This is a genomic window from Luteibacter anthropi, assembly GCF_023699965.1.
Lineage (GTDB): Bacteria > Pseudomonadota > Gammaproteobacteria > Xanthomonadales > Rhodanobacteraceae > Luteibacter > Luteibacter anthropi.
The window spans coordinates 3,383,034-3,406,506 of the sequence record NZ_CP077072.1; the positions used below are offsets into that span (position 1 = coordinate 3,383,034).

A 23,473-nucleotide genomic window follows, 5' to 3' on the forward strand; every position below is an offset into this window, starting at 1 on the left:
GGATGTCCATGGATCATGAGACTGCCAGCATAGCCGACGGTCCCATTCTTTCAATATGAGATAATGCCTGCTTTGTCGTCTACAGAGATTCCCGTGAGTACCGCCCAGGCCGAGCGTTTTGCCGGCATCGAACGGCTCTATGGCCGAGGCAGCCTGCAAAGCCTCGCCGACGCCCACGTATGCGTCATCGGTGTCGGGGGCGTGGGCTCCTGGGCCGCCGAGGCGCTGGCCCGCAGTGGTATCGGCCGGCTTACGCTGATCGACGGCGACGACGTCTGCGTGTCGAACACCAACCGCCAGCTGCACGCCCTGGATGGCCAGTACGGCAAGCCCAAGGTGGGTGTCGTGGCGGAACGTGCCCATGCGATCAATCCATTGCTGCGCCTGGAGGCCATCGAGAGCTTCCTTACGCCGACGAACCTGGACGACCTGCTGGACCGTGGCTACGACATGGTCATCGATGCCTGCGACGCGCTCAAGGTGAAGCTGGAGACCATCGTCTGGTGCCGCCGGCGCAAGCTGCCCCTGGTGACGGTCGGTGCGGCGGGCGGTCGCACCGATCCTACCCTGATCCGGGTCCGCGACCTGTCGCGCACCGAGCACGACGCCATGCTCAGCATGATCCGCAAGAAGCTTCGCCAGGAACATGGCTTCCCCCGCAATCCAGATCGCTTCTTCGGTGTCTCGGCGGTCTATTCGATGCAGAACGTCCAGTATCCGCAGGCCGATGGCAGCGTCTGCGGGGTACGCCCTCCGGGCAGCGACGCACTGAAGCTCGATTGTGGCGGCGGCCTCGGCGCGGCCACGCATGTCACGGGGGCCTTCGCCTTTGCTGCCGTGGGCAAGGCACTGGAAAAGCTGACGGCGCGCGTCAGGGGCTGATCAGCGCAGGCCGGCGACGATCCGCAGGGCTTCTTCGAGGCGCCTGCCATCCTCTTCTGCGGTAAGGCTGATTCGCAGGCCCCGGGCATGGCCCTGCGCAACGTCGCTACCCACGGTTACGCCAACGCCGGCTTCTGCGGCACGCGTGGCCCATGCCTGTGGGGACTCACAGGGCAGCCAGGCATGCATGCCGCCGCCCGTCACGAGACCGGCGCCAAGCATCGTCCGGGCGATGGCGTTGCGCCCGTCGAGTGCCGTGCGCAGTTCTTCCAGCAACGCATCTGCCGTGCCGTCGGTGATCCAGTCGGCCACGATGGCCGGAAGAAAGGCAGGCAATCCGTCCGTGGCATCGGCCAACACGGCAGCGGCGGCCTCTCTGGCAACCATGCCCGGGCAGCGGAGCCATCCGATACGCAGGCCCGGGCCGAGCACCTTGCCGATGCCGCCGGCGTGATAGCAGCGCTCCGGAACGAGATCGGCCAGTGGTACGGCGGCGTCACGAAGCAAGGGCGAATACACGTCGCCCTCGATGATGGTGAGCCCACGCTTCGTCGCGACGGCGGCGATGGCTTCGCGTCGCTGCGGTGGCATGGTGATCGTCGTGGGGTTGTGCAGCGTGGGCTGTACATACACGGTGCGGGCACCGCTGGCCTGGGCCGCTTCCTCCAGGGCGTCGGCGCGCATGCCGTGCTCATCCATCGCGACGCTCACCGCCTTGATGCCGCGCGCCGTGGCGGCGCGATGGAAGCCGTGATACGTCAGTGCTTCCATCAACAGTATGTCGCCCGGCCGGCACGTGGCGTCCAGAGCCAGGGACAGGGCATGCCGTGCACCCAGGGTCAGGACAAGGTGGCGGGGCGCGACATGACGGTGCCCCCCATGTCGCGTCATCCATTCGCCAAGCGCTGCCAGCACGGCGGGATCGCCGCCCGGGAGCGGGTAGCCCAGCATGCGGGCTTCGATCAGGAAACGGCCAAATGCCTCCGTCAGCCTGGCGGTTGCCGTCGCGCGCAGGGGAAGGTTGACGGCCAGGTCGTAGTGGTTGTTCATGAACAGGTGTCCGGCGCGATACGCTTGCGCCCATGTGGTGCGTCTATCTGATCGAATGCCGTAACGGTGCGTGGTATGCCGGAATCACCAACGACCTTCCGGCACGTTACGCCGCGCACGAGGCTGGCAAAGGGGCGCGTTATACGCGCGCCCATCCGCCCGTGCGCCTGCTTGGCTCGCGGCCGTTTCCCGACCGGTCCTCGGCATCGAAGGCCGAGTACGAACTGAAGCGGTTGCCGCGCGGGCGCAAGCTGGCGTGGCTGGGTGTTCAGGGAGAGGCTGCCAGCGAATAATCGAGTTCGTAGCGGTGCGTGCCGTCTGCCTCGATGATGATCCGCAATTCGCCCGCGATGCCTTGAAGCTCGCCTTCGCCGGAGTCCGGCACGATATCGACTCGCAGTTCGCGTCCGCCGGCAGACATGATGCCGCGATGGACCAGTGCGAAGGCGCCCTTTCTGCCGTTCAGGGCACCCTCGACGCGCTCCACCGCCACATAGGCCGCGGAGCCCTTCACGGCGCTGCTCACTGCCGTGAGCATGTGGCCTTTCGACGGGGCCTCCAGGTCGCCGTGGTAATGCTTGTCGAGGGTGAGGGTGCCCAGATGGCTACCCGGACCCTCGTCGGTTCCGGTGGGAGACAGCTTCACCTCGAACGTGCCGTGTGCGGTATGTGACATGGCGGGGCTACCTGTGAACTTGGTCGAGACGCTAGGATGCGGTCTGGCGGACCATCCGCGAACCGGCACACCATGGAACAGGATCGTTCCTCTGACAAGGGAGGACACGCCATGGACGTCACCTCTCACAACCGACATATGCGCATCCCGCCCGAATGGCTGGGCTGGATCGACGAGTCACTGCGTGCCAGGTCCCGCGCGGTGGACATCCTGCAGACGATGCTCGACAACGGCTTCGACGAGCGCGCCTCCTGGGCGGCGATCAACGAGGCCCGCCAGCGCTCGGAGGGATATCCCTCCGAGACCTCGCCGCCGGTGGTCACGCCCTGGCGCGGGCGGTTGTCCGATAGCCACGTCATCGATGCCGGCGACCGCCAGGTGCGGGTTCTTGTCCGCATGACCCAGCCCGTCGTCGCGGTGCTCGACGGCGTGCTGTCGGCTGACGAATGCGATGCGTTCCGCGAGATGGCGGCGGCGCGCCTGAAGCGTTCGATGGTGGTCGGCGGCCAGCAGGGCGGCAGTGTCGTGATGGATATCCGCACCAGCGACGGTGCCTACTTCCAGCGCAGCGAAAACGAACTCGTCGCCCGCATCGACAGCCGGGTGTCGCGCATCATGCGCCTGCCCGAAGAGCAGGGCGAGGGCCTGCAGGTGATGCGTTACGGCGTGGGCGGCGAGTACCGCCCGCACTTCGATTACTTCGACCCCACCGAGAAGGGTGGCAAGGCCTGCATGCTCCAGGGCGGGCAACGGGTGTCCACGCTCATCATGTACCTCAACGATGTGGACGAGGGCGGCGAGACGATCTTCCCGCGCGTGGATTTCAACTACGTGCCACGCAAGGGGCAGGCACTTTATTTCGAATACCTCTCGCCACAGGGCTCGCTCGACCCACTGACCCTGCACGGTGGCGCCGCCGTGCGCGGCGGCGAGAAATGGATCGTCACCAAGTGGATGCGCGAGCGCTCGTTCGTGTAACGGGATCGGGCCGGATCCGGGCATGACCTCCGGCCTATATCGACGTATCGTGCGCTCCCTCAATCTCGACGAATAACAGGGGAGTGTGTCGATGCGCCGACCGGCAGCAAACAGGGTCGTGGGTGGATTACTGGTGTGCGTGATGACCTGGGCATCCATTGCACCGGCGCAGGATGCGCCTGCATCCGCGGCCACGGTGCAGGCTCCTCCCGTGCCACCGCCGGTGCCCGTCGAGATTCCCTTTGCCTCGCGCGACGCCGCCGGGGTGACATCCCCCAGCTCGCCGGATGCCTGGGGTGGTCCGCGCCATGAAGGGCAGGAGCACCTGTCCGACCGTGTCGTGTCCTACCGCATCCAGGCCACGCTCGATCCCGTGCGGCACCGTGTGGATGGCCGCGAACAACTGACCTGGCGCAATCGTAGCGATCGTCCCGTGTCGGCCGTATTCCTGCACCTGTATCTCAATGCGTTCGAAAGCGAGGGCAGCACTTTCTTCACCGAGCGGCGGACGCTGTCGCCGGGCCATGCGCGTGGCGCGGGCGAGGTGGGCAAGGGCGAATGGGGATATATCGACCTGTCATCGGTAGAACAGGACGGCGCGACACTGAAGTGGCGTCACGTGCATCCGGACGGCGGCCCCCAGACCGACCACACGGTGGTTCGCGTCGATCTGGCGCAGCCCGTGGCACCCGGCGCCTCTGTCACGCTGGGCATGACCTTCCAGTCGCAGTTGCCGCGGGTGATCGAGCGCACGGGCTACGTGGGCGATTTTCACCTGGTGGCCCAGTGGTTCCCCAAGATCGGCGTGCTTGAACTACCGGGCGAGCGCGGGGCGACCGAACCCCGCTGGAATGTCCACGAGTTTCATTTCAACAGCGAGTTCTACGCGGACTTCGGCGACTACGACGTGCAGATCACGTTGCCGAAGGATTACGTCGTGGCAGCCGTGGGCGAACAGCAGGGGGCGCCGGTCGTCGAAGGCGGCCAGGCCACGTGGCGCTTCACGCAGGGCGACGTGCACGATTTCGCCTGGATGGCAGCGCGGGATTTCCTTACGCGCGAGACGACATGGCAGGGGCCGGGCAGTCCGCCGGTGGCCGTGAAGGTGGTCTATCCGCGCGAATACGAGGCCGTGGCCGGGCCCATCCTGAAAGCCAGCACCGATTCGCTCACCTACTTCTCGCGCACGCTCGGGCCATACCCCTATCGCACGGTGACGGCGGTGGTGCCGCCCTTCCATGGGGGAGAGGCCGGTGGCATGGAATATCCCACCTTCTACACGGTGGACAACGCACTGCGCGTGGTGCCCGGCACGCTTGCCCAGATACTGATCGACTTCACCACCATCCATGAATTCGGCCATGGCTATTTCTACGGCCTGCTGGCTTCGAACGAATTCGAGGAGCCGATGCTGGATGAGGGACTCAACGAATTCTGGGATGACCGGATGCTGAGCGAGCGCAGGCAGGGCGTGCATATGACGACGCCGTTCTTGCGTTTCTTCGGCATCGATCCGGAGTTCGGTGCCTTCGTGTTCGAACGCATGACGGCATCCCTCGCGGCAGCAGCCGATCCGCTGGGGCAGAATTCGTGGAACCGTCTTTCAAACGCCGAGTACGGCACGGTGTATTCACGCACGGCCACGGCCATGCACGATCTTGAACAGCGACTTGGCAGCGAGGTGATGGGCAAGGCGTTCCACGCTTATTACGAACGCTGGAAGTTCCGCCATCCATCCATCGCCGACTTCCGCCAGAGTCTGGTCGAAGCCTCGGGCAGGCAGGACATCGTGGACGAGGTGTTCTCGCGTTACGTGCACGGCGTGGCCTATGTCGACGACCGGGTGAGCGACATCACCAGCACCGAGGTGTTGCCGTTGGCCGGCCTGTCGATACGGGATGGCAAGCGCGTCGAACTGTCGTCGGACGACAACGACGAGGCCATCGAAAGGCAGCGCAACGCATGGCATCGTGCGCACCCTGACGCGGCGGAAGGCACCGGTCCGTTCCCCTGGCGAACGACAGTGACGGTATGGCGCGATGGAGAGGCCGTGCCGCAAGTGCTGAAGGTGACCTTTGCGGATGGCGCGACGGAAACGGTGAACTGGAACGATGGTCGTCGCTGGGCGCGCTTCGATTTCACGCATGGTGCGAAGGCCGTATCCGCTGAACTCGATCCCGAGCGCCGTATCTATCTGGATACCAACAAGCTCAACGACAGCCGCACCGTGGAGGCCGACCATTCGGCGTCCACACGCTGGAGCTCGGATATCGCGGCCGTGCTCCAGGGCTTTTATGCATGGATGGGAACCCTATGAACACACGTGCTCCCCGGTCGGCCCTGGCCAGCCTTGGCAAGGGCGCCTTCCAGGCACTGCAAGGACAGCTCATCGTGTTGTGGGTGCTGATCACGCTCGTGCCGACCCTCGTCGTGACCCTGCCCCTGTGGAAGACGCTGGATGGCCTGCTTGCGCATTCCGTGCATGCGCCTGCCTGGGCGAGCCGTTTCGATGGACTCATGTTCAGCGATGTGGCCGACGCCCTGCGTGGCAATGCCTGGATAAGCGCGGGTTTTGTGGTTGGCGCAGTGCTGACCTTGCTTGCCTCCCCCTTCCTCACGGGCATGGTCGTGGCGTCGGGGCGTGCGGGCAGGTCGCTGGGCTTCGGCGCATTGCTCCAGGGTGGCGCAACGGAGTACGGGCGGCAGCTCAGGCTGATGTTGCTCGCGTTGCTGCCCTATGGACTGTTTGTCCTCGCCGCCATGGGTATTTCTTCCGTCGTGGACGACGGCATCGATGCGGCCACGCTGGAAACGAAGGCACGCGGGTATCAATACGGCGGCATGGCGTTGACCGCGCTGTGCTTCGCCATCGTGCAGACGGTCGTGGAATCGGCACGCGCCCAGTTCATTGCCGATGTAGGCCTGCGCTCGGCGTTTCGAGCCATGGGGCGGGGGGTGATGCTGTTCCTGCGCCGGCCGCTGGCCTGCCTGTTGATCTGGATGGCGATCACGGCCATCGGCGCCGCCGGCTCGCTGGTGATTGCCGTCTGGCGCGGTCACACGAGCGCCGTGGGCACCGGCGTGGTGTCTGCGTTTCTTATCGTGCAACTCGGCGTCGCCATCGTGGCGTGGATGCGCTCGGCACGTCTGCTGGCGCTCGCGGGCCTGGTGGCCACGAATCCTGCCCATCGTCGCCGACGCACGGATTTCGCGCCGGCGCTGTAGGCGATATGCGAATCAGCCCGCCGCGCGGCGGGCTTCGCGGTGGGGCGGGTAATACGCAAACAGGTGGGTCGCGCCGCCCAGGAAGTCGATGTTGTCGATGTGCTCGCCGCCGAGGCGTTCCGCAACGTGATCGGAGGCTTCGTTGCCGATGCGGACCAGGCTGATCACACGCTGGGCGTGCATCTGCTTCCAGGCGAAGTCGAGGATCGCGGTGCCCGCTTCGGTGGCGTAGCCGTGGTGGCGGTGCTCGGGCTTCAGCATCCAGCCCAGCTCCAGGTCGGGCCAGCCCTCGGGCTTCATGAGGCCGGCGCGGCCGATGAACTCGCCGGTGGCCTTCAGCTCGATCGCCCACATGCCACAGCCGCGCAGGGCCCAGTGACCCAGCAGCATGGCCATGGAGCGCCACGCGTTCATGCGGTCCAGGGGCTGGCCGTCGCCGATCCAGCGAGTGCTTTCGGCGTCGGCGAGCATGCTCGCGTAGTCGTCGAAATGGCTCTCGGTAAGGGCTGTGAGCCGCAGGCGCGGCGTTTCCAGGACAGGGATGTTGCTGATTGCCATCGAAGTGACCAAGGGTTTCAACCGATCAGGGAAGCCAGCGCGCGGGTACTCAGCGCGAGGCTCTCCTGCCAGGACAAGCCGGTTATTTTCTCACCAGTTTCCGCATCGGCAAAGTCCTCATTCTGCCCCGGCGCGAGCAGGTGCCGATAATCCACTGTAATTTCAGTGTCTTGCGGAAGGTCCTTGGCAGCAAAGATGAAGCCCAGATGCCAGATTCCCGTCGGCTGGAAGCTATGATTTACGTAGCATTCGTCCGGCCAGTCGGGAGAAATCGTGTAGCGGTCGCCGAACCAGCGGGCTGCGGCGTGCAACTGGGCGGACAGCTGGGGGGACGACTGGATCTCGGCCCAGCCGTAGGTGCGATCGATGGCATCCGGCGCCGTGACCACGCTGCCCGCGGCCACGAATTCGTCGATAAACAAGCCCTTGCCGGCGCCAGGAATACCAGACGCGGCGATGCGATAACGCGGCAGGATCATTGGATCATCAGGCCCCTGTTGCCGTTTCGGCTGGCGGTTGGCTTCCGTCCCGGCTTGGGGCGCGAGTGTAGCGCTTTCGGACCGGGGCGGAAGGGGGTGGCCCTTCCGCCCGCCGGCTCACTCCCCGTCGGCGTGACGAGGCTTCGCCGCGGCCTTCTTCTTTGCCGGTTTGTCGTCGCCAAGGAGGATGGCGTCGCGGTTGCGGTCTACCAGCGAGGCGCCGATGCCCTTGACGTCGGCGAGCTGGTCGGCGGATTCGAAGGCGCCGTTGGCTTCGCGCCACGCCACGATGGCGTTGGCCTTGGCAAGACCCACGCCATCGAGCGAATGGGCGAGGGTGGAGGCATCGGCCGTGTTGATGTTGACCGGCGTGGATGCGAAAGCGGGCATGGCAGCCAGCAGGGCGGCGAGTGCGAGGATGTGTCGGGACATGCGGTTCTCCTGTGCGATACGCGTCGGACGACGCGACGTCGAACTCTGCGCCTGCACCGTCATGCGCCGAACCGGCGCATGACGCCGTTTCGCGTCGTTGCATCGCTGGCGTGCTTTCCGGGCGCGGCTGTCGGGCGGCAGGGTGAACCGTCGGCGCTGCTACAATCGCGCTTTGCCCAACGAGTCCTTTCCCCATGGATACCTCACGCATCACTTCCTTCGTCAGCGGCCTCTGGGACGCGGAAATCGTCCCGCAGCTGGTCGAGTACATCCGCATTCCCAACAAGTCGCCGATGTTCGACAAGGACTGGCGCGAACATGGCTACATGGACCAGGCGGTGAAGCTCATGTCCACCTGGGCGAACTCCAAGCTGGGTGCGCTGGCCGGTGCCACGCTCGAAGTGGTGCAGCTCGAAGGCCGCACGCCGCTGATCTACATCGATGTGCCGGCGCAGGGTCTCAACGGCGACAAGGGCACCGACGAAACCGTGGTGCTGTACGGCCACCTCGACAAGCAGCCGGAGATGACGGGCTGGGCCGATGACCTCGGCCCGTGGAAGCCGGTGATCAAGGGCGACAAGCTTTACGGCCGTGGCGGCGCCGACGATGGCTACGCCATCTTCGGTTCGCTCGCCGCACTGCTGGCATTGCGCGACCAGGGCGTGCCGCATGCCCGTTGCGTGATCCTCATCGAGGCCTGCGAGGAATCCGGCAGCTACGACCTGCCGTACTATGTCGATCACCTGGCCGATCGCATCGGCAATCCGGCCCTTGTCGTGTGCCTGGATTCCGGTTGCGGCAATTACGACCAGCTGTGGCTCACCACCTCGCTGCGCGGCATGACCGGCGGCAACCTCACCGTGCAGGTGCTGGAAGAGGGTGTGCACTCGGGCGATGCCTCGGGCGTGGTGCCGTCGAGCTTCCGCGTGATGCGTGACCTGCTCAGCCGCCTGGAAGACGAGGACACCGGCAAGATCCTCCCGAAGGAGCTCTACGTCGAGATCCCGTCGCAGCGCGTGGAGCAGGCCCGCAAGTCGGCCGAGGTGCTTGGCACGGCCATCTATGACAAGTTCCCGTTCGTCGAGGGCATGAAGCCGGCCGCCGACGACCTGACCGAGCTGGTGCTCAACCGCACCTGGCGTCCGCAGCTGTCGGTCACCGGCATCGGTGGCATGCCGCCGCTCGACAGCGCGGGCAACGTGCTGCGCCCGAAGACCTCGGTGAAGCTCAGCCTGCGCGTGCCGCCGACGCTCAACGGTGCCGAGGCCGGCCAGTTCCTCAAGCAGCTGCTTGAGAAAGACCCGCCGTACGGTGCGAAGGTGAGCTTCGACCTGGAAAAGGACGGCAGCGGCTGGAACGCGCCGCAACTGTCGCCGTGGCTTGAAGAGACCGTGGCCCAGGCCTCGCAGGATTACTTCGGCCAGCCCGCGGCGTATATGGGTGAGGGCGGCAGCATCCCGTTCATGGGCATGCTGGGCGAGAAGTTCCCGAAGGCACAGTTCCTCATCACCGGCGTGCTGGGCCCGCATTCCAACGCGCACGGTCCGAACGAGTTCCTGCATATCCCGACAGGCAAGCGCGTGAGCATGGTGGTGGCCAGCGTGGTCGCCCGCCACTTCCAGGAAGCGTCGCGCGCATGAGCGCCGACCTGTCCACGCTCGCCGGCCGCCTCGCGGCCGTGCGGGCGCGGATCGACACGGCCTGCCGCGAGGCAGGCCGCGATCCGGCGGAGGTCACCCTGCTGCCCGTCAGCAAGACCTTCGGTGCCGACGTCGTCCGTGAAGCCGTCGCCCTGGGCGAACGCCGCTTCGGCGAGAACAAGGTGCAGGAGATCCAGGCCAAGGCGGTCGAGCTGGCCGCCGAGTCGCTGGACTGGGTGGTGATCGGCCACCTGCAGACGAACAAGGCCAAGGCTGTCGCGAAGGTGGCGGCCGAGGTGCAGTCGCTGGACCGCCTCGACCTGGCCGTGGCGCTGGACAAGGCCATGCAGGCCCAGGGGCGCGCTATCGATGTCCTGGTGCAGCTGAAGACCTCTGCCGAGGAGAGCAAGTACGGCTTGCCTCCGGAGGCCTTGCCGGCCTTCCTGGGAGAGCTGAAGGCGTTCTCCTCGCTACGCGTGCGCGGCCTCATGACCCTGGCCGAGGCTTCGGACGACGAGGCCGTGGTTCGTCGCTGCTTTGCCCACCTGCGCCACTGGCGCGACCGGGCACGCGATGCCGGGCATGAGCTGTCCCGGCTGTCGATGGGCATGAGCGGCGATTTTGCCCTGGCCATTGCCGAGGGCAGTACCGAAGTGCGCATCGGTAGTGCGATCTTCGGTGCCCGCGATTATCCCGCGCCATAACAGGGATTTATTCCATTCGTTAAGGCCTCGCCCGACGGGCGGCGCTGGCGCTTTACGCGTCCTTTATGCAAGTGTCTAAATCTGTTCAGAATTCACGTTTGTGACGGTGGTTTCTTACGATTTCTCTGAATATTTCCTAGGAATGGCACTTTTTAACTTTATGCCAACAACAAGGGCGATGCGGTTTGATAACTTCACCGCTCGTTCACGGTCGTCCACCTTCACGGCGGCTTAACTTGACGATGAATAGGGCCTTCTCGCTCATGCATTTAAAGCGACTGACCACTCTCGCGTTAGCCACCTGCTGCTTCGCCGCTGCTCCTGCGTTCGCCGATACGGTGAACGCACCAAAAGGTCTCGACCAGTCCGCATCGCTCCTGCTGACCGACCTGCCGGTCTTTGCCCCGGCAACGTCCCTGGCCCAGTCCACCATTCCGGACGTGGCCGCGCTCACCGCTCCCAAGGCTCCGCTGCTCGCCAAGGCTCCCGTCGCTGCCGACGATGAGAACGGCGACGATGAAGACGACAGCCTGGTCGCCGCCGCCACCGACAAGCTTGCCGGCCACGTCGATGGCCACGCCCGCGAGGCGCTGCTCGCCCTCGCCATGAAGCTCCGCGATATCCGTTACCACCGTGGCGGTCGCGCCCCGGCCACCGGTTTCGATTGCAGCGGTTTCGTCCGCTACGTGTTCCTGCACAGCATCGGCCTCGATCTGCCGACCAACTCGGCCAGCCAGTTCCTGGCGGGTCTCAAGGTCAAGCGCACCGACATGAAGGCCGGCGACCTGGTGTTCTTCCGCACCCGTGGCAAGGCCATCTCCCACGTGGGCATCTACATCGACAACGGTCAGTTCATCCATTCTCCGTCGGCCGGCAAGACCGTCCGCGTCGACAGCTTGAACGAGGCCTACTGGGCCAAGCATTTCGTGGGCGCCAAGCGTCCCGAAGGCATCTCCAAGATCTGACGGGTACCCTTCAACGTATATTTCCGAAACGGCGTGCTTCGGCATGCCGTTTTTTTTTGGCCCCTCGATCCGCGAACCCCCGTAGGAGCGCGCCTTGCGCGCGACCGGTGAATGCGACGACGCACATGCCTTGCGCAGATGGGGACCGGGGCAAGGATGGTCGCGCGCAAGGCGCGCTCCTACAGGGGGTGATGCGCGGGTATGCTTGGCCGATGCCTGCTCGTCCTCCCCGTCCTGTGCGCCCCTCGCGGCCCACCCGCGCACCTTCTACACCCGTCTTCGGCCTTGCCCGGGTTCTCTCCAAGCGCGGCATCTGTTCGCGCAGCCAAGGCGAACGCCTTGCCAGGGAGGGGCGGGTCCGCGTGGACGGGCGCGTGATCCGTGACCCGGAGTTTCCCATCGCGGGTCATGAGCGGATCGAGGTGGACGGCGAAGGCGCGCAGTCGGCGGCGCCGGTCTATATCGTGATGAACAAGCCACGCGGGCTGGTGGTCACGGCGGCCGACGAGCGCGGCCGGGATACGGTGTATTCATTGCTGGAAGGCGCAGGCCTGCCGTGGCTGGGCGCGGTAGGACGGCTCGACAAGGCCAGCGAAGGCCTGCTGCTGATGTCGAACGACACGGTATGGGCCGCGGGCATCACCGACCCGGCGACTCATGTGCCCAAGACCTATCACGTACAGGTATCCGGCCAGCCTGACGAAGCCACCGTGACGGCGATGCTGGAAGGGGTGGTGGATGAAGGGGAGGCCTTGCGGGCAGGAAGCGCCTCGGTGCTTCGGCGTGGCGAGAAAACCGCCTGGCTGGAAGTGACCCTCGATGAAGGCCGCAACCGTCATATCCGCCGCCTGATGGCAGCCCTGGGCTTCGAGGTGCAGCGCCTGTTCCGTGTGGCAATCGGCGACCTGGCCCTGGGCGAACTGGGCAAGGGTCAATGGCGCCACCTGACCCTCGAAGAAATCCAGACCCTCCGCCGCCGCCCGTAGGAGCGCACCCGCGCGCGACCCCAACCAACGACACCCCCCCTGTAGGAGCGCGCCTTGCGCGCGACCCCAGTCAACGACAACCTCACCCCTGTGTAGGAGCGCGCCTTGCGCGCGACCGGTTATCGCGAAACCCGATCGCGCGCAAGGCGCGCTCCTACAAGGTGATGGTCAGGCCTTCAGGATGCCCAGCTTCTTGCCTACCTTGGTAAACGCCGCAATGGCCTTGTCGAGATGCTCGCGGGTGTGCGCTGCGCTCATCTGCGTACGGATGCGGGCCTTGCCCTGGGGCACCACCGGGAAGAAGAACCCCGTGACATAGATACCCTCGTCAAGCAGTTCAGCAGCCATCTGCTGCGCCTGCTTGGCGTCGTAGATCATCACCGGAACGATCGGATGCTGGCCCGGGCGGATGTCGAAACCGGCTTCGGTCATCTTCTCGCGGAAATAGCGGGTGTTTTCCTTCACTTTCTCGCGCAGTTCGCCAGCGGCGGCCAGCATGTCGAACACCTTGGTGCCGGCAGCCACGACGTGCGGGGGCAGCGAGTTGGAGAACAGGTAAGGACGCGAGCGCTGGCGCAGCATCTCGATCACTTCCTTGCGGCCGGTGGTGAAGCCACCGAGCGCGCCGCCGAGGGCCTTGCCCAGGGTGCCGGTGATGATGTCGATCTGGTCGAGCACGCCATGTACTTCAGCCGAGCCGCGACCGGTATCACCGAGGAAGCCGGTGCAATGGCATTCGTCGATGTGGACGAGCGCGTTGTACTTCTTCGCCAGGGCGACGATCTCGGCCAGCGGCGCGATGAAGCCATCCATGGAGAACGCACCGTCGGTGGTGATCAGCTTGGTGCGGGCGCCGGCAGCATCGGCGGCCTGGAGCTGGGCTTCGAGGTCGGCCATGTCGCAGTTGGCGTAGCGGAAGCGCTTGGCCTTGCACAGGCGGATGCCGTCGATGATGGAGGCGTGGTTGAGGGCGTCGGAGATGACGGCATCCTCTTCGCCCAGCAGCGGCTCGAACAGGCCGCCGTTGGCATCGAAGCAGGCGGCGTAGAGGATGGTGTCCTCCTTGCCGAAGAAGTCGGCGATCTTCTTTTCCAGTTCTTTGTGGAGGTCCTGCGTGCCGCAGATGAAGCGCACGCTGGCCATGCCGAAGCCGTGGGTGTCGAGTGCGTCCTTCGCTGCCTGGATCACGTCGGCGTGATCGGCCAGGCCCAGGTAGTTGTTGGCGCAGAAGTTGAGGACCTTGCGACCGCCCTCCAGTTCGATCTGGGCGGACTGGGGCGAGACGATGATGCGCTCGCTCTTGAACAGGCCCTGTTCACGGATGGATTCGAGTTCGCTGGCGAAACGCGTCTGGCCGGGGTAGGTCATGGTGCTGGGTCCGGGAGGGGTGGAAGACTCCCGATTGTGAGGCCTTTGCGCGCCCGGGAAAACCTTCGGGCGCGCATGGACGGTCTCAGTGCAGGCCGAAATCCACCCGGGTGGTCTTGCCGGCGTCGTCGATGCCCTTGGCATCGGTCTTGGGCGCCACCACGAAGACGCGCTTGTCGTCGACCTTGCCTTGCAGCCACTGGCGGACGGCGTTGGCCCGGCGCTCGGCGAGATGGCGCAGGGCGTCGGCATCCACCGGCATGTTCGTTTCCATCAGCGTGCGCATTTCCTCCGGCGGTTGCGACTTGGTCAGGCCGATGAAGTTTTTCGGCTTGGGGAACGAGGCATGCCGGTAGGCGCGTTCGAGATATTTCGCCTGTTCGTCGGCGGTGGGCGGCGTGGTGTCGTCGCCCTTGTCCTTCACCTGCTCGTCGTGGACGAGGTTATCGACCATGACCTTGCGCAGGCCGGTTTCGTCCTTTGCAGGATCGACGCGGCCGACGATATCCAGGCTGATCGAGGGTTTCTGGCTGAGTACCTTCACGATGTCGGCGAGCTTGGCCTGGCCGGCGGCATCCAGCACGTCGGAACCCGGAGCGAATTCCACGTAACCCAGGTCTTCCCGGCCGCCGCCGATGGAAGCGAGCAACCGGAACGGCGAGGTGACCGCCTTCACGATGAGGTTGCCGATGGCGCGCCAGACCAGCCCGCTCAGGCTGAACTGCGGATCATCGAGTGAACCGCTGACGGGAATGCGCACATCGATATGGCCCTGGGTGTCTTTCAGCAGGGCAACGGCGAGCTTGACCGGCAGATGGCTGATGCCCGGGCCTTCGATGCGGTCGCCGAAAGTGAGCTGGTCGATGAAGATGTGGTTTTCAGCCGTGAGCTTGCGCTCGTTGAGCAGGTAGTGGACATCGACGTTGAGGCGACCCTTGGTGATCGGGTAGCCGGCGTACTTGCCGGAGTAGGGCGACAGGTTGGCGAGCTGGATGCCTTCGGCCTTCGCGGTGATGTCGAGGAAGGCCACGGGTGTCAGCGGATTGATCGTGCCGCCGATATCCACGGGCGCGTTGCCGTCGAGCTGGCCTTGCAGGGTGATGTCGGCGGGCGTCGTGGCCGTGTCGGTGCCGAAGCCGCCGATCTTGCCGGTGAGGTCGGTGACGTCGGCGGTGTAGTTCGGCTTGATGAAGTTGTCGGTGTAGTTGAGGTTGCCCTTGGTCAGGCTGATGCGGCCGATGTGGACATCGGCAGGCGGCGCCTGCACGGCCGGGGTTTCTTCTTTCGGCACGGCAGGTGCGGGCGTGGCCTGCGCCTGTGTCACCGATACGGCACCCTGGGTTTCCGGATGGGCCACGACATCCTGGAGGTTCAGGCGACCGTTCGCGTTGACGATGACACGTGCATAGAAATCGTCCAGCGCGAGGCCGCCGATGGCGACATGGGGTACGTCGTCGCCGAAGCGCAACGTCATGCCCGATGCATTGAGCGAGGACCAGCGCAGGAAGTCGTCGTCGGTAACCTTGTCGAGCACGCGCACCCGGCCCAGCGTGGCATTGCCTCGGTAGGCAAGCAGGGGTGACTGGGTGCCGCGATCGGTGTACCGCACTTGTCCGTCGAGACTCAGCAATCCGCTGCCCACGCGCACGTTCAGGGGCACGGTTACCAGCGACTGGAGCGGCGCAACATCAAGGCGCGTGGTGTTGATGCGCAGGTCTGCATCCAGCGGCTGCGGTTTCACGTCACCGCTGACGCTGAAATCGCCTTTGCCCAAGGCGCCCTTGAGGTCGAGCTTGACGGCCTTGCGCATGTCGTCGGACAGGCCGTCGATGCCAAAGGCTTTGGCTTGCAACGTCACGCCGTCGCGCCTGCCGGGGGCGCGCGCGTCGTGCAGGACCACGGTGCCGTCACTGAGCCCGACGTGGGCGATGCTCCAGCGCCAGGCGGAACCATTGGCTGCCGGTGCACGCGCCGCAGGCCTGGCGGGCGGCGGCATGATGCCGGTGATATCCAGGTTGCCGTTGGCCAGGCGTTTCAGGTCGAGCGTGAGTCCGTCGAGCAACAACTGATCGACGCGCGCCTCACTGGTGGCCAGATCGACCAGCGCGATCTTTGCGGTCAGTGATTTCCAGGCTACGGGCGAAGCGCTGCCGTTGTGGGGAACCAGCTTGAATCCGTCGAGGGAGGCGTCCGCCCTGGTGATGCGGATGGCAACGGCATCGTGCCAGTCGAAGTTCAGTTCACCCCTGGCGCCCACGGAGCCACCGGTGATGTCGGCGGCGAGCAGCGGCGGCGTCAGCGGCATGAGCGCCGCCAGCGACACGTTTTTCAGATCCAGCGAGCCGGCATAGCGTTGGGCGGCGAGATCGAGCTTGCCCTGGGTGGCGATGGCGCCACCTGCGAGCCGTGCCTTGACGTCGAGCTGGGCTTCCGGCGCCTTGACCGTGCTGAAACTGCGCAGCGTGCCCTGCAACTGGTCGAGGACCAGGTGGGCGGGCGAGGGGGCGGCGAGGTCCGCGTATTCGATACGCGCATCGTCGAGAGTGAGCGTATCGATCCTGACATCCGTGGGCTTTGCGTCCGGAGTGGGCGGCGAGGGTGGCCCCGTCAGTGCGTCGAAGTTGCTCTTGCCGCCGGGCAGGCGGGCGTAACGAAGCGAAAACCCATGCAGTGCAACCTGTCCGAGGCGGTAGCGCGACGTCAGCGGTTCGAGGGCGGTGAGGCCCAGCTCACCATGGCCGAGCCCCAGCAGGGCGGAGCCGTCCTTGCCGGTCACGCGCAGGTCGTCGACGACGAGGCGGCCATCGACGACGATGCGCGGCTGGGTCTTCGTCATCTGGAAGTGCACGCCCACGCGACCGGACAGCTTGCCGTCGGGCACGGCGACCGGAAGATCCACGGGCACGAAGCCGAGGTAGCGCGGCAGTTCGAGGCGATCCAACCGCAGGTCGAGCACGGACTCACGGCTATCGGCGAAGGGCTTGGTCTGTCCTTGCAGACGCAACGGACTGCCGTCCACGCTCATCGTGAGCAAGGGCTGCACGTAGATGTCGGCGTCGCTGGGCAGGTTGGCGATGAAGGGCACGCCCAGTTCGATGGCGTCGAGCTTGTGGGTGGCATCGAGCACGCGGTCGTCGAAGTCCACGCGGCCGCCGTGCACGGCGATGTTGGACAGGGCGAAACGTGCCGGATCGGAGGGCCTGGCATCTGCCGGCGTGGCAAAGCGCTCGACGATGTCCGTGAAGTTGAAGCGCTGCGGCGCGCTGCGCTGGATATGGACGTAGGGCTGGTCGAGCGTCAGCGAATCCAGGATCGGTGCCAGCCGGAACACGGAACTCCAGGAGGCATTGGCGGTGAGCTTGCCGATATCCACGAAGGACGTCTTTGCGTCCTTCTCGCCGATATGCAGGCGTTCGACGGTGAGCCTCAGGGTGAACGGATTGAGGCTCACCCGCTCCACGGTCACCGGACGATCCATGGCAGCGCCAAGGCGGCTGGCCAGTTGCGAGCGAATAAGAGGGGGCGCGGCAAAGAAGCCGAGCAGGCCGAAAACGACCAGCGCAATGACAACGCCAAGAGCGATGCGCCGGCTTCGGCGCGAGCGATAGACACCCAGGGCGGCATCGCGCCCTTTCCGCCAGTGGATGGTCCGTTTCCTGGGTGTGTCCATGGTGAAGCCCCTCGTGTCCGTGGCCCCTGGCGGCAGTGTAATCCCTGCCAGGGCTGAAAAGAGGGGCGATAGTAAACAGCCCCGCTGAAGCGGGGCTGTAAGCCGCGACTCAGGAAGCCGCGGCGGGGGAGGGATTACGCCCTCAGGTCCAGGAGCAGACCACCTTGCCGCAATGGCCGGCGTCCATCAGGTCGAAACCCTTCTGGAAGTCGTCGATGGCGATCTGATGGGTGAGCACCTTCTGAAGCGGGAAGCCGGTGAGCACCATCTGGGTCATCTTGTACCAGGTCTCGTACATCTTGCGGCCGTAGATGCCCTGCAGGGTGAGGCCCTTGAAGATGACCTTGTCCCAGTCGATGCCGGCGCCGCGCGGCATGATGCCGAGCATGGCGATCTTGCCGCCGTGGTACATGCACTCGAGCATGTCGTTGAAGGCGCGCGGGTTGCCGCTCATTTCCAGGCCCACGTCGAAGCCTTCGATGTGCAGATCCTTCACGACGTCCTTCAGCGACTGGTTGGCCACGTTGACCACGCGGGTGGCGCCCATGTCGGCAGCCAGCTTCAGGCGGTAATCGTTGACGTCGGTGACCACCACGTTGCGGGCGCCCACGTGCTTGGCGATGCCGGCAGCGATGATGCCGATGGGACCGGCGCCGGTGATGAGCACGTCTTCGCCGATCAGGTCGAATTCGAGGGCGCAGTGCGCGGCGTTGCCGTAGGGGTCGAAGAATGCAGCCAGCTCCGAGGGGATCTGGTCGGGGATCGGCCACAGGTTGGAGGCCGGCATGGTCATGTATTCGGCGAAGGCGCCGTTGCGGTTCACGCCGATGCCCACGGTGTTCGGGCACAGGTGCTGGCGGCCGGCACGGCAGTTGCGGCAGTGGCCGCACACGATGTGGCCTTCGGCGGAGACGCGGTCGCCCACCTTGTAGCCGGTGACGCCCGGGCCCATCTCGACGACGCGGCCGACGAACTCGTGGCCGATGGTGAGGCCCGGCTTGATGGTGCGCTGGGACCACTCGTCCCATTTGTAGATGTGCAGGTCGGTGCCGCAGATCGCGGTTTTCTCGAGCTTGATCAGCACCTCGTTCGGGCCGACCTGCGGTACCGGCACTTCTTCCATCCAGATGCCCGGTTCGGCCTTGCGCTTTACCAGCGCCTTCATCGTCTGCTGCATGGTCGTTCGTATTCCGTGGGAGGGAGGGTCCGCGACGCGAACCAAACCGGCATTATAGGCGTGCCGGAAGCGCCTATCTTGTGCGCTGCGCCATTGCCAGCGAACGCCCACCCCTCTATGGTCGCAAGGATTTGCGAACCAGACAGGGGTCCCCTACACGATGCGAATCCGCACGATGATACTCAGCGCCGCGATGGCACTTGCCCTCGATGCCAAGGCCGACGAAGGCATGTGGATGCCGTCGCAGCTGCCCAGCATTGCGAAGAACCTCAAGGAAGCCGGCTTCCGCGGCGATGCCCGTGACCTGGCCGACCTGACCCGCGCACCGCTCAACGCCGTGGTGCGCGTCGGCGGCGGTACTGGCTCCTTCGTGTCCGACGATGGCCTGGTGGTCACCAATCACCACGTGGCTTTCGGCGTGATCCAGTACAACTCGCGCCCCGACCGCGACCTCATCACCAATGGCTACGTCGCCGCCGACCGGGCGGCCGAGCTGCCGGCCAACCCGGACTATCGCCTGCGCGTCACCGTCGGCTTCGACAAGGTGACCGAGCGCATCCTCGCCAACGCGAAGGGCAAGACCGGTCGCGCGTACTACGATGCCGTGGACGCCGCCAGCAAGGCCCTCGTGGCCGAGTGCGAGAAGGACGAGGGCGTCCGTTGCAGCGTGGCCAACATGTTCTACGGCCGCGACTTCTACCTCGTGAAGCAGCTCGAACTGCGCGACCTGCGCCTCGTGTACGCACCGCCGCGCGCCATCGGCAACTACGGCGACGAGATCGACAACTTCGTGTGGCCGCGCCATGCCGGCGACTTCACCATCCTGCGCGCCTATGTCGGCGCCGATGGCAAGCCGGCCGACTACTCGCCGGACAACAAGCCCTACCATCCGCCGTCGCATCTGAAACTCGCCACCGAAGGCGTGGCAGAGGGCGATTTCGTGATGCTGGCCGGTTACCCGGGCATCACCTACCGTCATCGCACGGCCGCCGAATTCGCCGACCAGGTGCAGTGGCGCCTGCCGACCACGGTCGCGGTGATGAAGGAACTGCAGGACATCATCGAAGCCCAGGGCAAGACCGACAAGGAAGCCGGCATCCGCTACGCCTCGCAGCTGCAGTCGCTGAAGAACGGCATCAAGCGATTCAGCGGCGAGTTGGAAGGCCTGGAACGCAGCGACGCCGTCACCACGCGCCGCGAAGACGAAACCGCGATGCTGGCCTGGCTGGCCACGCGCCCCGAAGCGAAGACGCTCAAGCCACAGATCGACCAGGTCATGACGCTGATCGCCCAGGGCAAGGACACGCGCGAGCGCGACCTGCTGCTGGCGGTGCTCAACACCCAGACCCAGCTGCTGCGCGGCGCACTTGCGATAGACCGCCTGTCCATGGAGCGGCCGAAGGCCGATGCCGATCGCGAATCCGGCTACCAGAAGCGCGACGAGGAACTGATCCAGAGCCAGCTGAAGCAGATCCAGCGCCGTTACGATCCGCGCGTGGAGAAGGCCTTCGTCACGGCCCTGATGACGCGCTACCAGAAGCTGCCGGCCTCGCAGCATCTCGCCGAGGTCGACAAGGTCTTCGGTCGTACGCCGGACGAACTGGCGAAGGCACTCGATGCCATCTATGCCGGCACGAAGTTCAGCGACGAAGCCGAGCGTCTGCGTCTGTTTGGCGCATCGCCGGCCGAAATCGAAAAGAGCAACGATCCGCTGCTGGTGGCCGCACGCACGCTGCGCCCTGCCTTGCTGCGCACGGATGAAGAGCGCAAGAGCCGTGACGGCGACCTGCTGCGCCTGCGCCCGGCCTACATGGAAGCGCTCATCGGTTACCGCGAAAAGCAGGGCCGGGCCGTGTATCCGGATGCCAACTCCACGCTGCGCGTGAGCTACGGCAAGGTCACGCCGCTGATCGCCCGCGATGCCGTGGCCTACGCGCCGCTCACCACCGTGAAGGGCATCGTCGAGAAGAACACCGGCAAGGCACCGTTCGATGCGCCGAAGCCGCTACTCGACGCCATCCGCAAGGGCGACTTCACTGGCTATGCCGACCCGAAGACGGGCGACATGCCGGTGGACTTCCTCAGCAACCTCGACACCACGGGCGGCAACTCGGGCTCGCCGGTGCTGAACGCGAAGGGCGAGCTGGTGGGCCTCAACTTCGACAGCAACTGGGAAGCCGTCAGCGCCAGCTGGATGTACGACCCGCGCTACAAGCGGGCCATCCACGTGGACATGCGCTACATGCGCTGGCTGATGGACAAGGTGTACCCGTCGCCGGCCCTGCTGCGCGAGCTGGGTGTTCCCGGCAAGTGATGCCGCAGCATGACCTCCGGCACATCCGTGCCGGAGGTCACTGCGCCACTGTTACTGTGTAACGGCATGCCCAGGGGCAGAGCCGTTGTCGTTCCTCCAGGAGAATCCTCAATGCGTCGACTCGCACTGGCCACCGCCCTCGCGGCGGGCCTCGTCCCCGCCGCCCATGCCGTCGAAGGCATGTGGCAGCCCGCCCAGCTCCCCAAGATTGCCGGCACGCTCAAGCAGCACGGCCTGAAGCTCGATCCCTCGACGCTCACCGATCTCACCGCCTACCCGATGGGTGCCATCGTCAGCCTCGGCGGCTGCACGGCCTCCTTCGTGTCGCCGGACGGCCTGGTGGTGACCAACCACCATTGCGGCTACGGCGCGCTTCAGTACAACTCCACCAAGGAAAAGAACCTCATCGAGCAGGGCTTCCTCGCGAAGAATTTCGCGGAAGAGCTGCCGGGTTCGCCGGACATGCGCGTGTTCGTCACCGAGGAAATCCGTGACGTCACCAAGGAAGTGAACGCCAAGGTCACGCCGCAGCTAAGCGGCAAGCAGCGCTACGAAGCCATCGACCTGGCCAAGAAAGAGCTGGTGAAAGGCTGCGAGACCGACGGCTACCGCTGCGACGTCTACACCTTCCATGGTGGCTACAGCTACCAGCTGATCAAGCAGATGGAAATCAAGGACGTGCGCCTGGTCTACGCGCCGCCGGAATCCATCGGCAAGTTCGGCGGCGACGTCGACAACTGGATGTGGCCGCGCCACACCGGCGATTTCAGCTACCTGCGCGCCTACGTGTCGAAGGACGGCAAGTCTGCCACGTATTCCAAGGACAACGTGCCGTATCACCCGAAGCACGTCATCAAGGTGAACCCGGAAGGCCTGGAAAACGGCGACTACGTGATGGTCGTGGGTTATCCCGGCCGCACCAACCGCTACCGCCTCGCGCAGGAAGTGAAGAGCTCCATCGACTGGGTGTATCCGACCCAGATCCAGCTCTACAAGGAGCAGCTCAACACCATCGCCGAGAACGGCAAGGCCAATCCGGACGTGACGGTGAAGTACGCCAGCATGGTCGCCGGCCTCAACAACTACCTGAAGAACTTCGGCGGCCAGCTCGAAGGCCTGCGTCGTGCCGACGCGGTGGCCGTGAAGCAGAAGCAGGAAGCCGATCTGGACGCCTGGCTGAAGAAGCAGGGCGGCGCCGAGAACCAGGCGCTGATCAAGGACATCGCCGAGCTGAAGTCCAAGCTCACCACCTACCAGGGCACCCGTGAGCGCGACGCCGATCTGTCGCTCATCTCGCGCACCCAGCTGTTCTCCAGCGGCGTGCGCCTGGCCAAGCTGGCGCAGCAGCGCACCAAGCCGGACATGCAGCGCGAGGCCGGTTACCAGCAGCGCGACGAAGTGCGCATCGAAGGCGCGCTCAAGCAGATGGAGCGTCGCTACGACGCCAAGACCGACCAGGACCTGCTCACCAACGCCCTGGTGCGCTACGTCACCCTGCCGAAGGACCAGCGCCTGCCGGGCCTCGACAACTGGCTGGGCAGCGCCAACACCCGTCCGGCGATCCAGGCCAAGGTGGCCGACCTCTACAAGGGCAGCAAGCTGGGCGACACCGCCGAGCGCCTGAAGTGGTTCAAGGCCGACGACAAGGCCATCGCCGCCAGCGACGACAGCATGCTGAAGCTCGCCAACGCGCTGTTGCCTGACCTGAAGAAGATCGAAGACCAGCAGGACGCCCAGGAAGGCGAACTGGCCCGTCTGCGCCCGCGCTACATGCAGGCGATCATTGCGTGGAAGGAATCGCAGGGCCTGCCGGTCTACCCGGACGCCAACAGCTCGCTGCGCGTCACCTTCGGCAATGTGCAGGGCGTGGCTCCGCGTGATGGCGTGAGCTACTCGCCGTTCACCACGGTGGAAGGCATCGTCGAGAAGGACACCGGCGAAGAGCCGTTCAACGCACCGAAGGCCGAGACCGACGCCATCAAGGCGAAGGCGTTCGACTCGTACGCCTCGAAGAAGCAGGGCACGCTGCCCGTCGACTTCCTGGCCGACCTCGACATCACGGGCGGTAACTCCGGTTCACCGGCGCTGGATGCCGAAGGCCACCTCGTGGGCCTGGCCTTCGACGGCAACTGGGAATCGGTGAGCGGCGACTGGCTGTTCAACCCGAAGCTCAACCGTTCGATCCAGGTGGATGTGCGCTATATGTTGTGGGTGATGCACCACCTCGATCACGCCGATAACCTGTTGAAGGAAATGGGCGTTCCGGCTAAGTGAGATGGCGGGCAGGGTGCGAGGATCGCACCCTGCTCCCGGGCAAAAAAAACCGCCGGGTTGTCGGCGGTTTTTTTTATGGCCAACGAGGCGATGGC

General features: G+C 65.3%; 19 protein-coding genes. 11 read left to right on the forward strand and 8 right to left on the reverse strand.

What is annotated here, in order from left to right:
- Positions 1–63 precede the first annotated feature (63 nt).
- On the forward strand, positions 64–882 hold the full coding sequence (tcdA, locus tag KR767_RS14695) for a tRNA cyclic N6-threonylcarbamoyladenosine(37) synthase TcdA (RefSeq protein WP_166949555.1): 819 nt from the start codon (positions 64–66) through the stop codon (positions 880–882).
- Here the strand turns inward: tcdA and KR767_RS14700 are convergent, their stop codons facing one another.
- The gene (locus KR767_RS14700; protein ID WP_250876793.1) at positions 883–1,932 is read right to left on the reverse strand and encodes an aminotransferase-like domain-containing protein; all 1,050 of its coding nucleotides are present in this window, start codon (positions 1,930–1,932) and stop codon (positions 883–885) included. It abuts the gene before it with no gap.
- Between the two features lie 32 nt (positions 1,933–1,964).
- On the opposite strand from KR767_RS14700, the gene KR767_RS14705 reads away from it, so the two are divergent.
- Entirely contained in the window at positions 1,965–2,225 is a 261-nt protein-coding gene (locus KR767_RS14705) for a GIY-YIG nuclease family protein (RefSeq protein WP_166949559.1), read from the forward strand.
- Here KR767_RS14705 and KR767_RS14710 read toward each other — a convergent pair.
- A complete protein-coding gene (locus KR767_RS14710; protein WP_250876794.1) occupies positions 2,201–2,608 on the reverse strand; it encodes a DUF3224 domain-containing protein in 408 nt (135 codons plus the stop codon). The genes KR767_RS14705 and KR767_RS14710 overlap by 25 nt on opposite strands.
- A gap of 111 nt (positions 2,609–2,719) precedes the next feature.
- On the opposite strand from KR767_RS14710, the gene KR767_RS14715 reads away from it, so the two are divergent.
- The 3 genes from KR767_RS14715 to KR767_RS14725 all read left to right on the forward strand — a co-directional run bounded on the left by KR767_RS14715 (position 2,720) and on the right by KR767_RS14725 (position 6,811).
- Positions 2,720–3,586: a 2OG-Fe(II) oxygenase gene (locus KR767_RS14715; protein ID WP_250876795.1), complete on the forward strand. Its 867-nt coding sequence runs from the start codon at positions 2,720–2,722 to the stop codon at positions 3,584–3,586.
- A 91-nt stretch (positions 3,587–3,677) separates the two neighbouring features.
- Positions 3,678–5,903, forward strand: a complete 2,226-nt coding sequence (locus KR767_RS14720) for a M1 family metallopeptidase (protein WP_250876796.1) — start codon at positions 3,678–3,680, stop codon at positions 5,901–5,903.
- Complete coding sequence (locus KR767_RS14725) at positions 5,900–6,811, forward strand: hypothetical protein (protein ID WP_250876797.1); 912 nt, start codon at positions 5,900–5,902, stop codon at positions 6,809–6,811. Before KR767_RS14720 ends, KR767_RS14725 begins: the two co-directional genes overlap by 4 nt.
- A gap of 12 nt (positions 6,812–6,823) precedes the next feature.
- Here the strand turns inward: KR767_RS14725 and KR767_RS14730 are convergent, their stop codons facing one another.
- The 3 genes from KR767_RS14730 to KR767_RS14740 form a co-directional block, all read right to left on the reverse strand.
- On the reverse strand, positions 6,824–7,369 hold the full coding sequence (locus KR767_RS14730) for a GNAT family N-acetyltransferase (protein WP_208392585.1): 546 nt from the start codon (positions 7,367–7,369) through the stop codon (positions 6,824–6,826).
- 17 nt (positions 7,370–7,386) lie between these two features.
- Complete coding sequence (locus tag KR767_RS14735) at positions 7,387–7,848, reverse strand: SET domain-containing protein (RefSeq protein ID WP_250876798.1); 462 nt, start codon at positions 7,846–7,848, stop codon at positions 7,387–7,389.
- Positions 7,849–7,965: 117 nt separating this feature from the next.
- On the reverse strand, positions 7,966–8,280 hold the full coding sequence (locus KR767_RS14740) for a ComEA family DNA-binding protein (protein WP_166949569.1): 315 nt from the start codon (positions 8,278–8,280) through the stop codon (positions 7,966–7,968).
- A 194-nt stretch (positions 8,281–8,474) separates the two neighbouring features.
- Here KR767_RS14740 and KR767_RS14745 point away from each other — a divergent pair, with 194 nt between their 5' ends.
- From KR767_RS14745 to KR767_RS14760, 4 genes are all read left to right on the forward strand, one after another.
- Positions 8,475–9,920 (forward strand): M20 family metallopeptidase, encoded by a 1,446-nt coding sequence (locus KR767_RS14745; RefSeq protein ID WP_166949571.1) that lies wholly within the window; start codon positions 8,475–8,477, stop codon positions 9,918–9,920.
- Complete coding sequence (locus KR767_RS14750) at positions 9,917–10,624, forward strand: YggS family pyridoxal phosphate-dependent enzyme (RefSeq protein ID WP_250876799.1); 708 nt, start codon at positions 9,917–9,919, stop codon at positions 10,622–10,624. The genes KR767_RS14745 and KR767_RS14750 overlap by 4 nt, the downstream gene beginning before the upstream one ends.
- Before the next feature lie 338 nt (positions 10,625–10,962).
- Positions 10,963–11,589 carry a C40 family peptidase gene (locus KR767_RS14755; protein ID WP_250876800.1) on the forward strand — a complete coding sequence of 209 codons (627 nt, stop codon included), beginning with the start codon at positions 10,963–10,965 and terminating at the stop codon, positions 11,587–11,589.
- Between the two features lie 212 nt (positions 11,590–11,801).
- Positions 11,802–12,575, forward strand: coding sequence for a pseudouridine synthase (locus KR767_RS14760; protein ID WP_250876801.1), 774 nt, complete (start codon positions 11,802–11,804; stop codon positions 12,573–12,575).
- A gap of 168 nt (positions 12,576–12,743) precedes the next feature.
- Here the strand turns inward: KR767_RS14760 and kbl are convergent, their stop codons facing one another.
- The 3 genes from kbl to tdh all read right to left on the reverse strand — a co-directional run bounded on the left by kbl (position 12,744) and on the right by tdh (position 18,790).
- Positions 12,744–13,943, reverse strand: coding sequence for a glycine C-acetyltransferase (gene kbl, locus KR767_RS14765; RefSeq protein ID WP_166949579.1), 1,200 nt, complete (start codon positions 13,941–13,943; stop codon positions 12,744–12,746).
- Positions 13,944–14,028: 85 nt separating this feature from the next.
- A complete protein-coding gene (locus KR767_RS14770; protein WP_250876802.1) occupies positions 14,029–17,613 on the reverse strand; it encodes a DUF748 domain-containing protein in 3,585 nt (1,194 codons plus the stop codon).
- A gap of 142 nt (positions 17,614–17,755) precedes the next feature.
- The gene (gene tdh / locus KR767_RS14775) at positions 17,756–18,790 is read right to left on the reverse strand and encodes an L-threonine 3-dehydrogenase (RefSeq protein WP_250876803.1); all 1,035 of its coding nucleotides are present in this window, start codon (positions 18,788–18,790) and stop codon (positions 17,756–17,758) included.
- 160 nt (positions 18,791–18,950) lie between these two features.
- Between tdh and KR767_RS14780 the strand changes: the two genes are divergently transcribed.
- Positions 18,951–21,104: a S46 family peptidase gene (locus KR767_RS14780; RefSeq protein WP_250876804.1), complete on the forward strand. Its 2,154-nt coding sequence runs from the start codon at positions 18,951–18,953 to the stop codon at positions 21,102–21,104.
- A 111-nt stretch (positions 21,105–21,215) separates the two neighbouring features.
- Positions 21,216–23,378: a S46 family peptidase gene (locus KR767_RS14785; protein WP_250876805.1), complete on the forward strand. Its 2,163-nt coding sequence runs from the start codon at positions 21,216–21,218 to the stop codon at positions 23,376–23,378.
- Positions 23,379–23,473: the final 95 nt, after the last annotated feature.

Excerpts from the sequence above, each read along its gene's own strand:
- tcdA (WP_166949555.1), top strand. The coding sequence starts at position 64 with ATGCCTGCTTTGTCGTCTACAGAGATTCCCGTGAGTACCGCCCAGGCC.
- KR767_RS14700 (WP_250876793.1), bottom strand. The coding sequence starts at position 1,932 with ATGAACAACCACTACGACCTGGCCGTCAACCTTCCCCTGCGCGCGACG.
- KR767_RS14705 (WP_166949559.1), top strand. The coding sequence starts at position 1,965 with ATGTGGTGCGTCTATCTGATCGAATGCCGTAACGGTGCGTGGTATGCC.
- KR767_RS14710 (WP_250876794.1), bottom strand. The coding sequence starts at position 2,608 with ATGTCACATACCGCACACGGCACGTTCGAGGTGAAGCTGTCTCCCACC.
- KR767_RS14715 (WP_250876795.1), top strand. The coding sequence starts at position 2,720 with ATGGACGTCACCTCTCACAACCGACATATGCGCATCCCGCCCGAATGG.
- KR767_RS14720 (WP_250876796.1), top strand. The coding sequence starts at position 3,678 with ATGCGCCGACCGGCAGCAAACAGGGTCGTGGGTGGATTACTGGTGTGC.
- KR767_RS14725 (WP_250876797.1), top strand. The coding sequence starts at position 5,900 with ATGAACACACGTGCTCCCCGGTCGGCCCTGGCCAGCCTTGGCAAGGGC.
- KR767_RS14730 (WP_208392585.1), bottom strand. The coding sequence starts at position 7,369 with ATGGCAATCAGCAACATCCCTGTCCTGGAAACGCCGCGCCTGCGGCTC.
- KR767_RS14735 (WP_250876798.1), bottom strand. The coding sequence starts at position 7,848 with ATGATCCTGCCGCGTTATCGCATCGCCGCGTCTGGTATTCCTGGCGCC.
- KR767_RS14740 (WP_166949569.1), bottom strand. The coding sequence starts at position 8,280 with ATGTCCCGACACATCCTCGCACTCGCCGCCCTGCTGGCTGCCATGCCC.
- KR767_RS14745 (WP_166949571.1), top strand. The coding sequence starts at position 8,475 with ATGGATACCTCACGCATCACTTCCTTCGTCAGCGGCCTCTGGGACGCG.
- KR767_RS14750 (WP_250876799.1), top strand. The coding sequence starts at position 9,917 with ATGAGCGCCGACCTGTCCACGCTCGCCGGCCGCCTCGCGGCCGTGCGG.
- KR767_RS14760 (WP_250876801.1), top strand. The coding sequence starts at position 11,802 with ATGCCTGCTCGTCCTCCCCGTCCTGTGCGCCCCTCGCGGCCCACCCGC.
- kbl (WP_166949579.1), bottom strand. The coding sequence starts at position 13,943 with ATGACCTACCCCGGCCAGACGCGTTTCGCCAGCGAACTCGAATCCATC.
- KR767_RS14770 (WP_250876802.1), bottom strand. The coding sequence starts at position 17,613 with ATGGACACACCCAGGAAACGGACCATCCACTGGCGGAAAGGGCGCGAT.
- tdh (WP_250876803.1), bottom strand. The coding sequence starts at position 18,790 with ATGCAGCAGACGATGAAGGCGCTGGTAAAGCGCAAGGCCGAACCGGGC.
- KR767_RS14780 (WP_250876804.1), top strand. The coding sequence starts at position 18,951 with ATGCGAATCCGCACGATGATACTCAGCGCCGCGATGGCACTTGCCCTC.
- KR767_RS14785 (WP_250876805.1), top strand. The coding sequence starts at position 21,216 with ATGCGTCGACTCGCACTGGCCACCGCCCTCGCGGCGGGCCTCGTCCCC.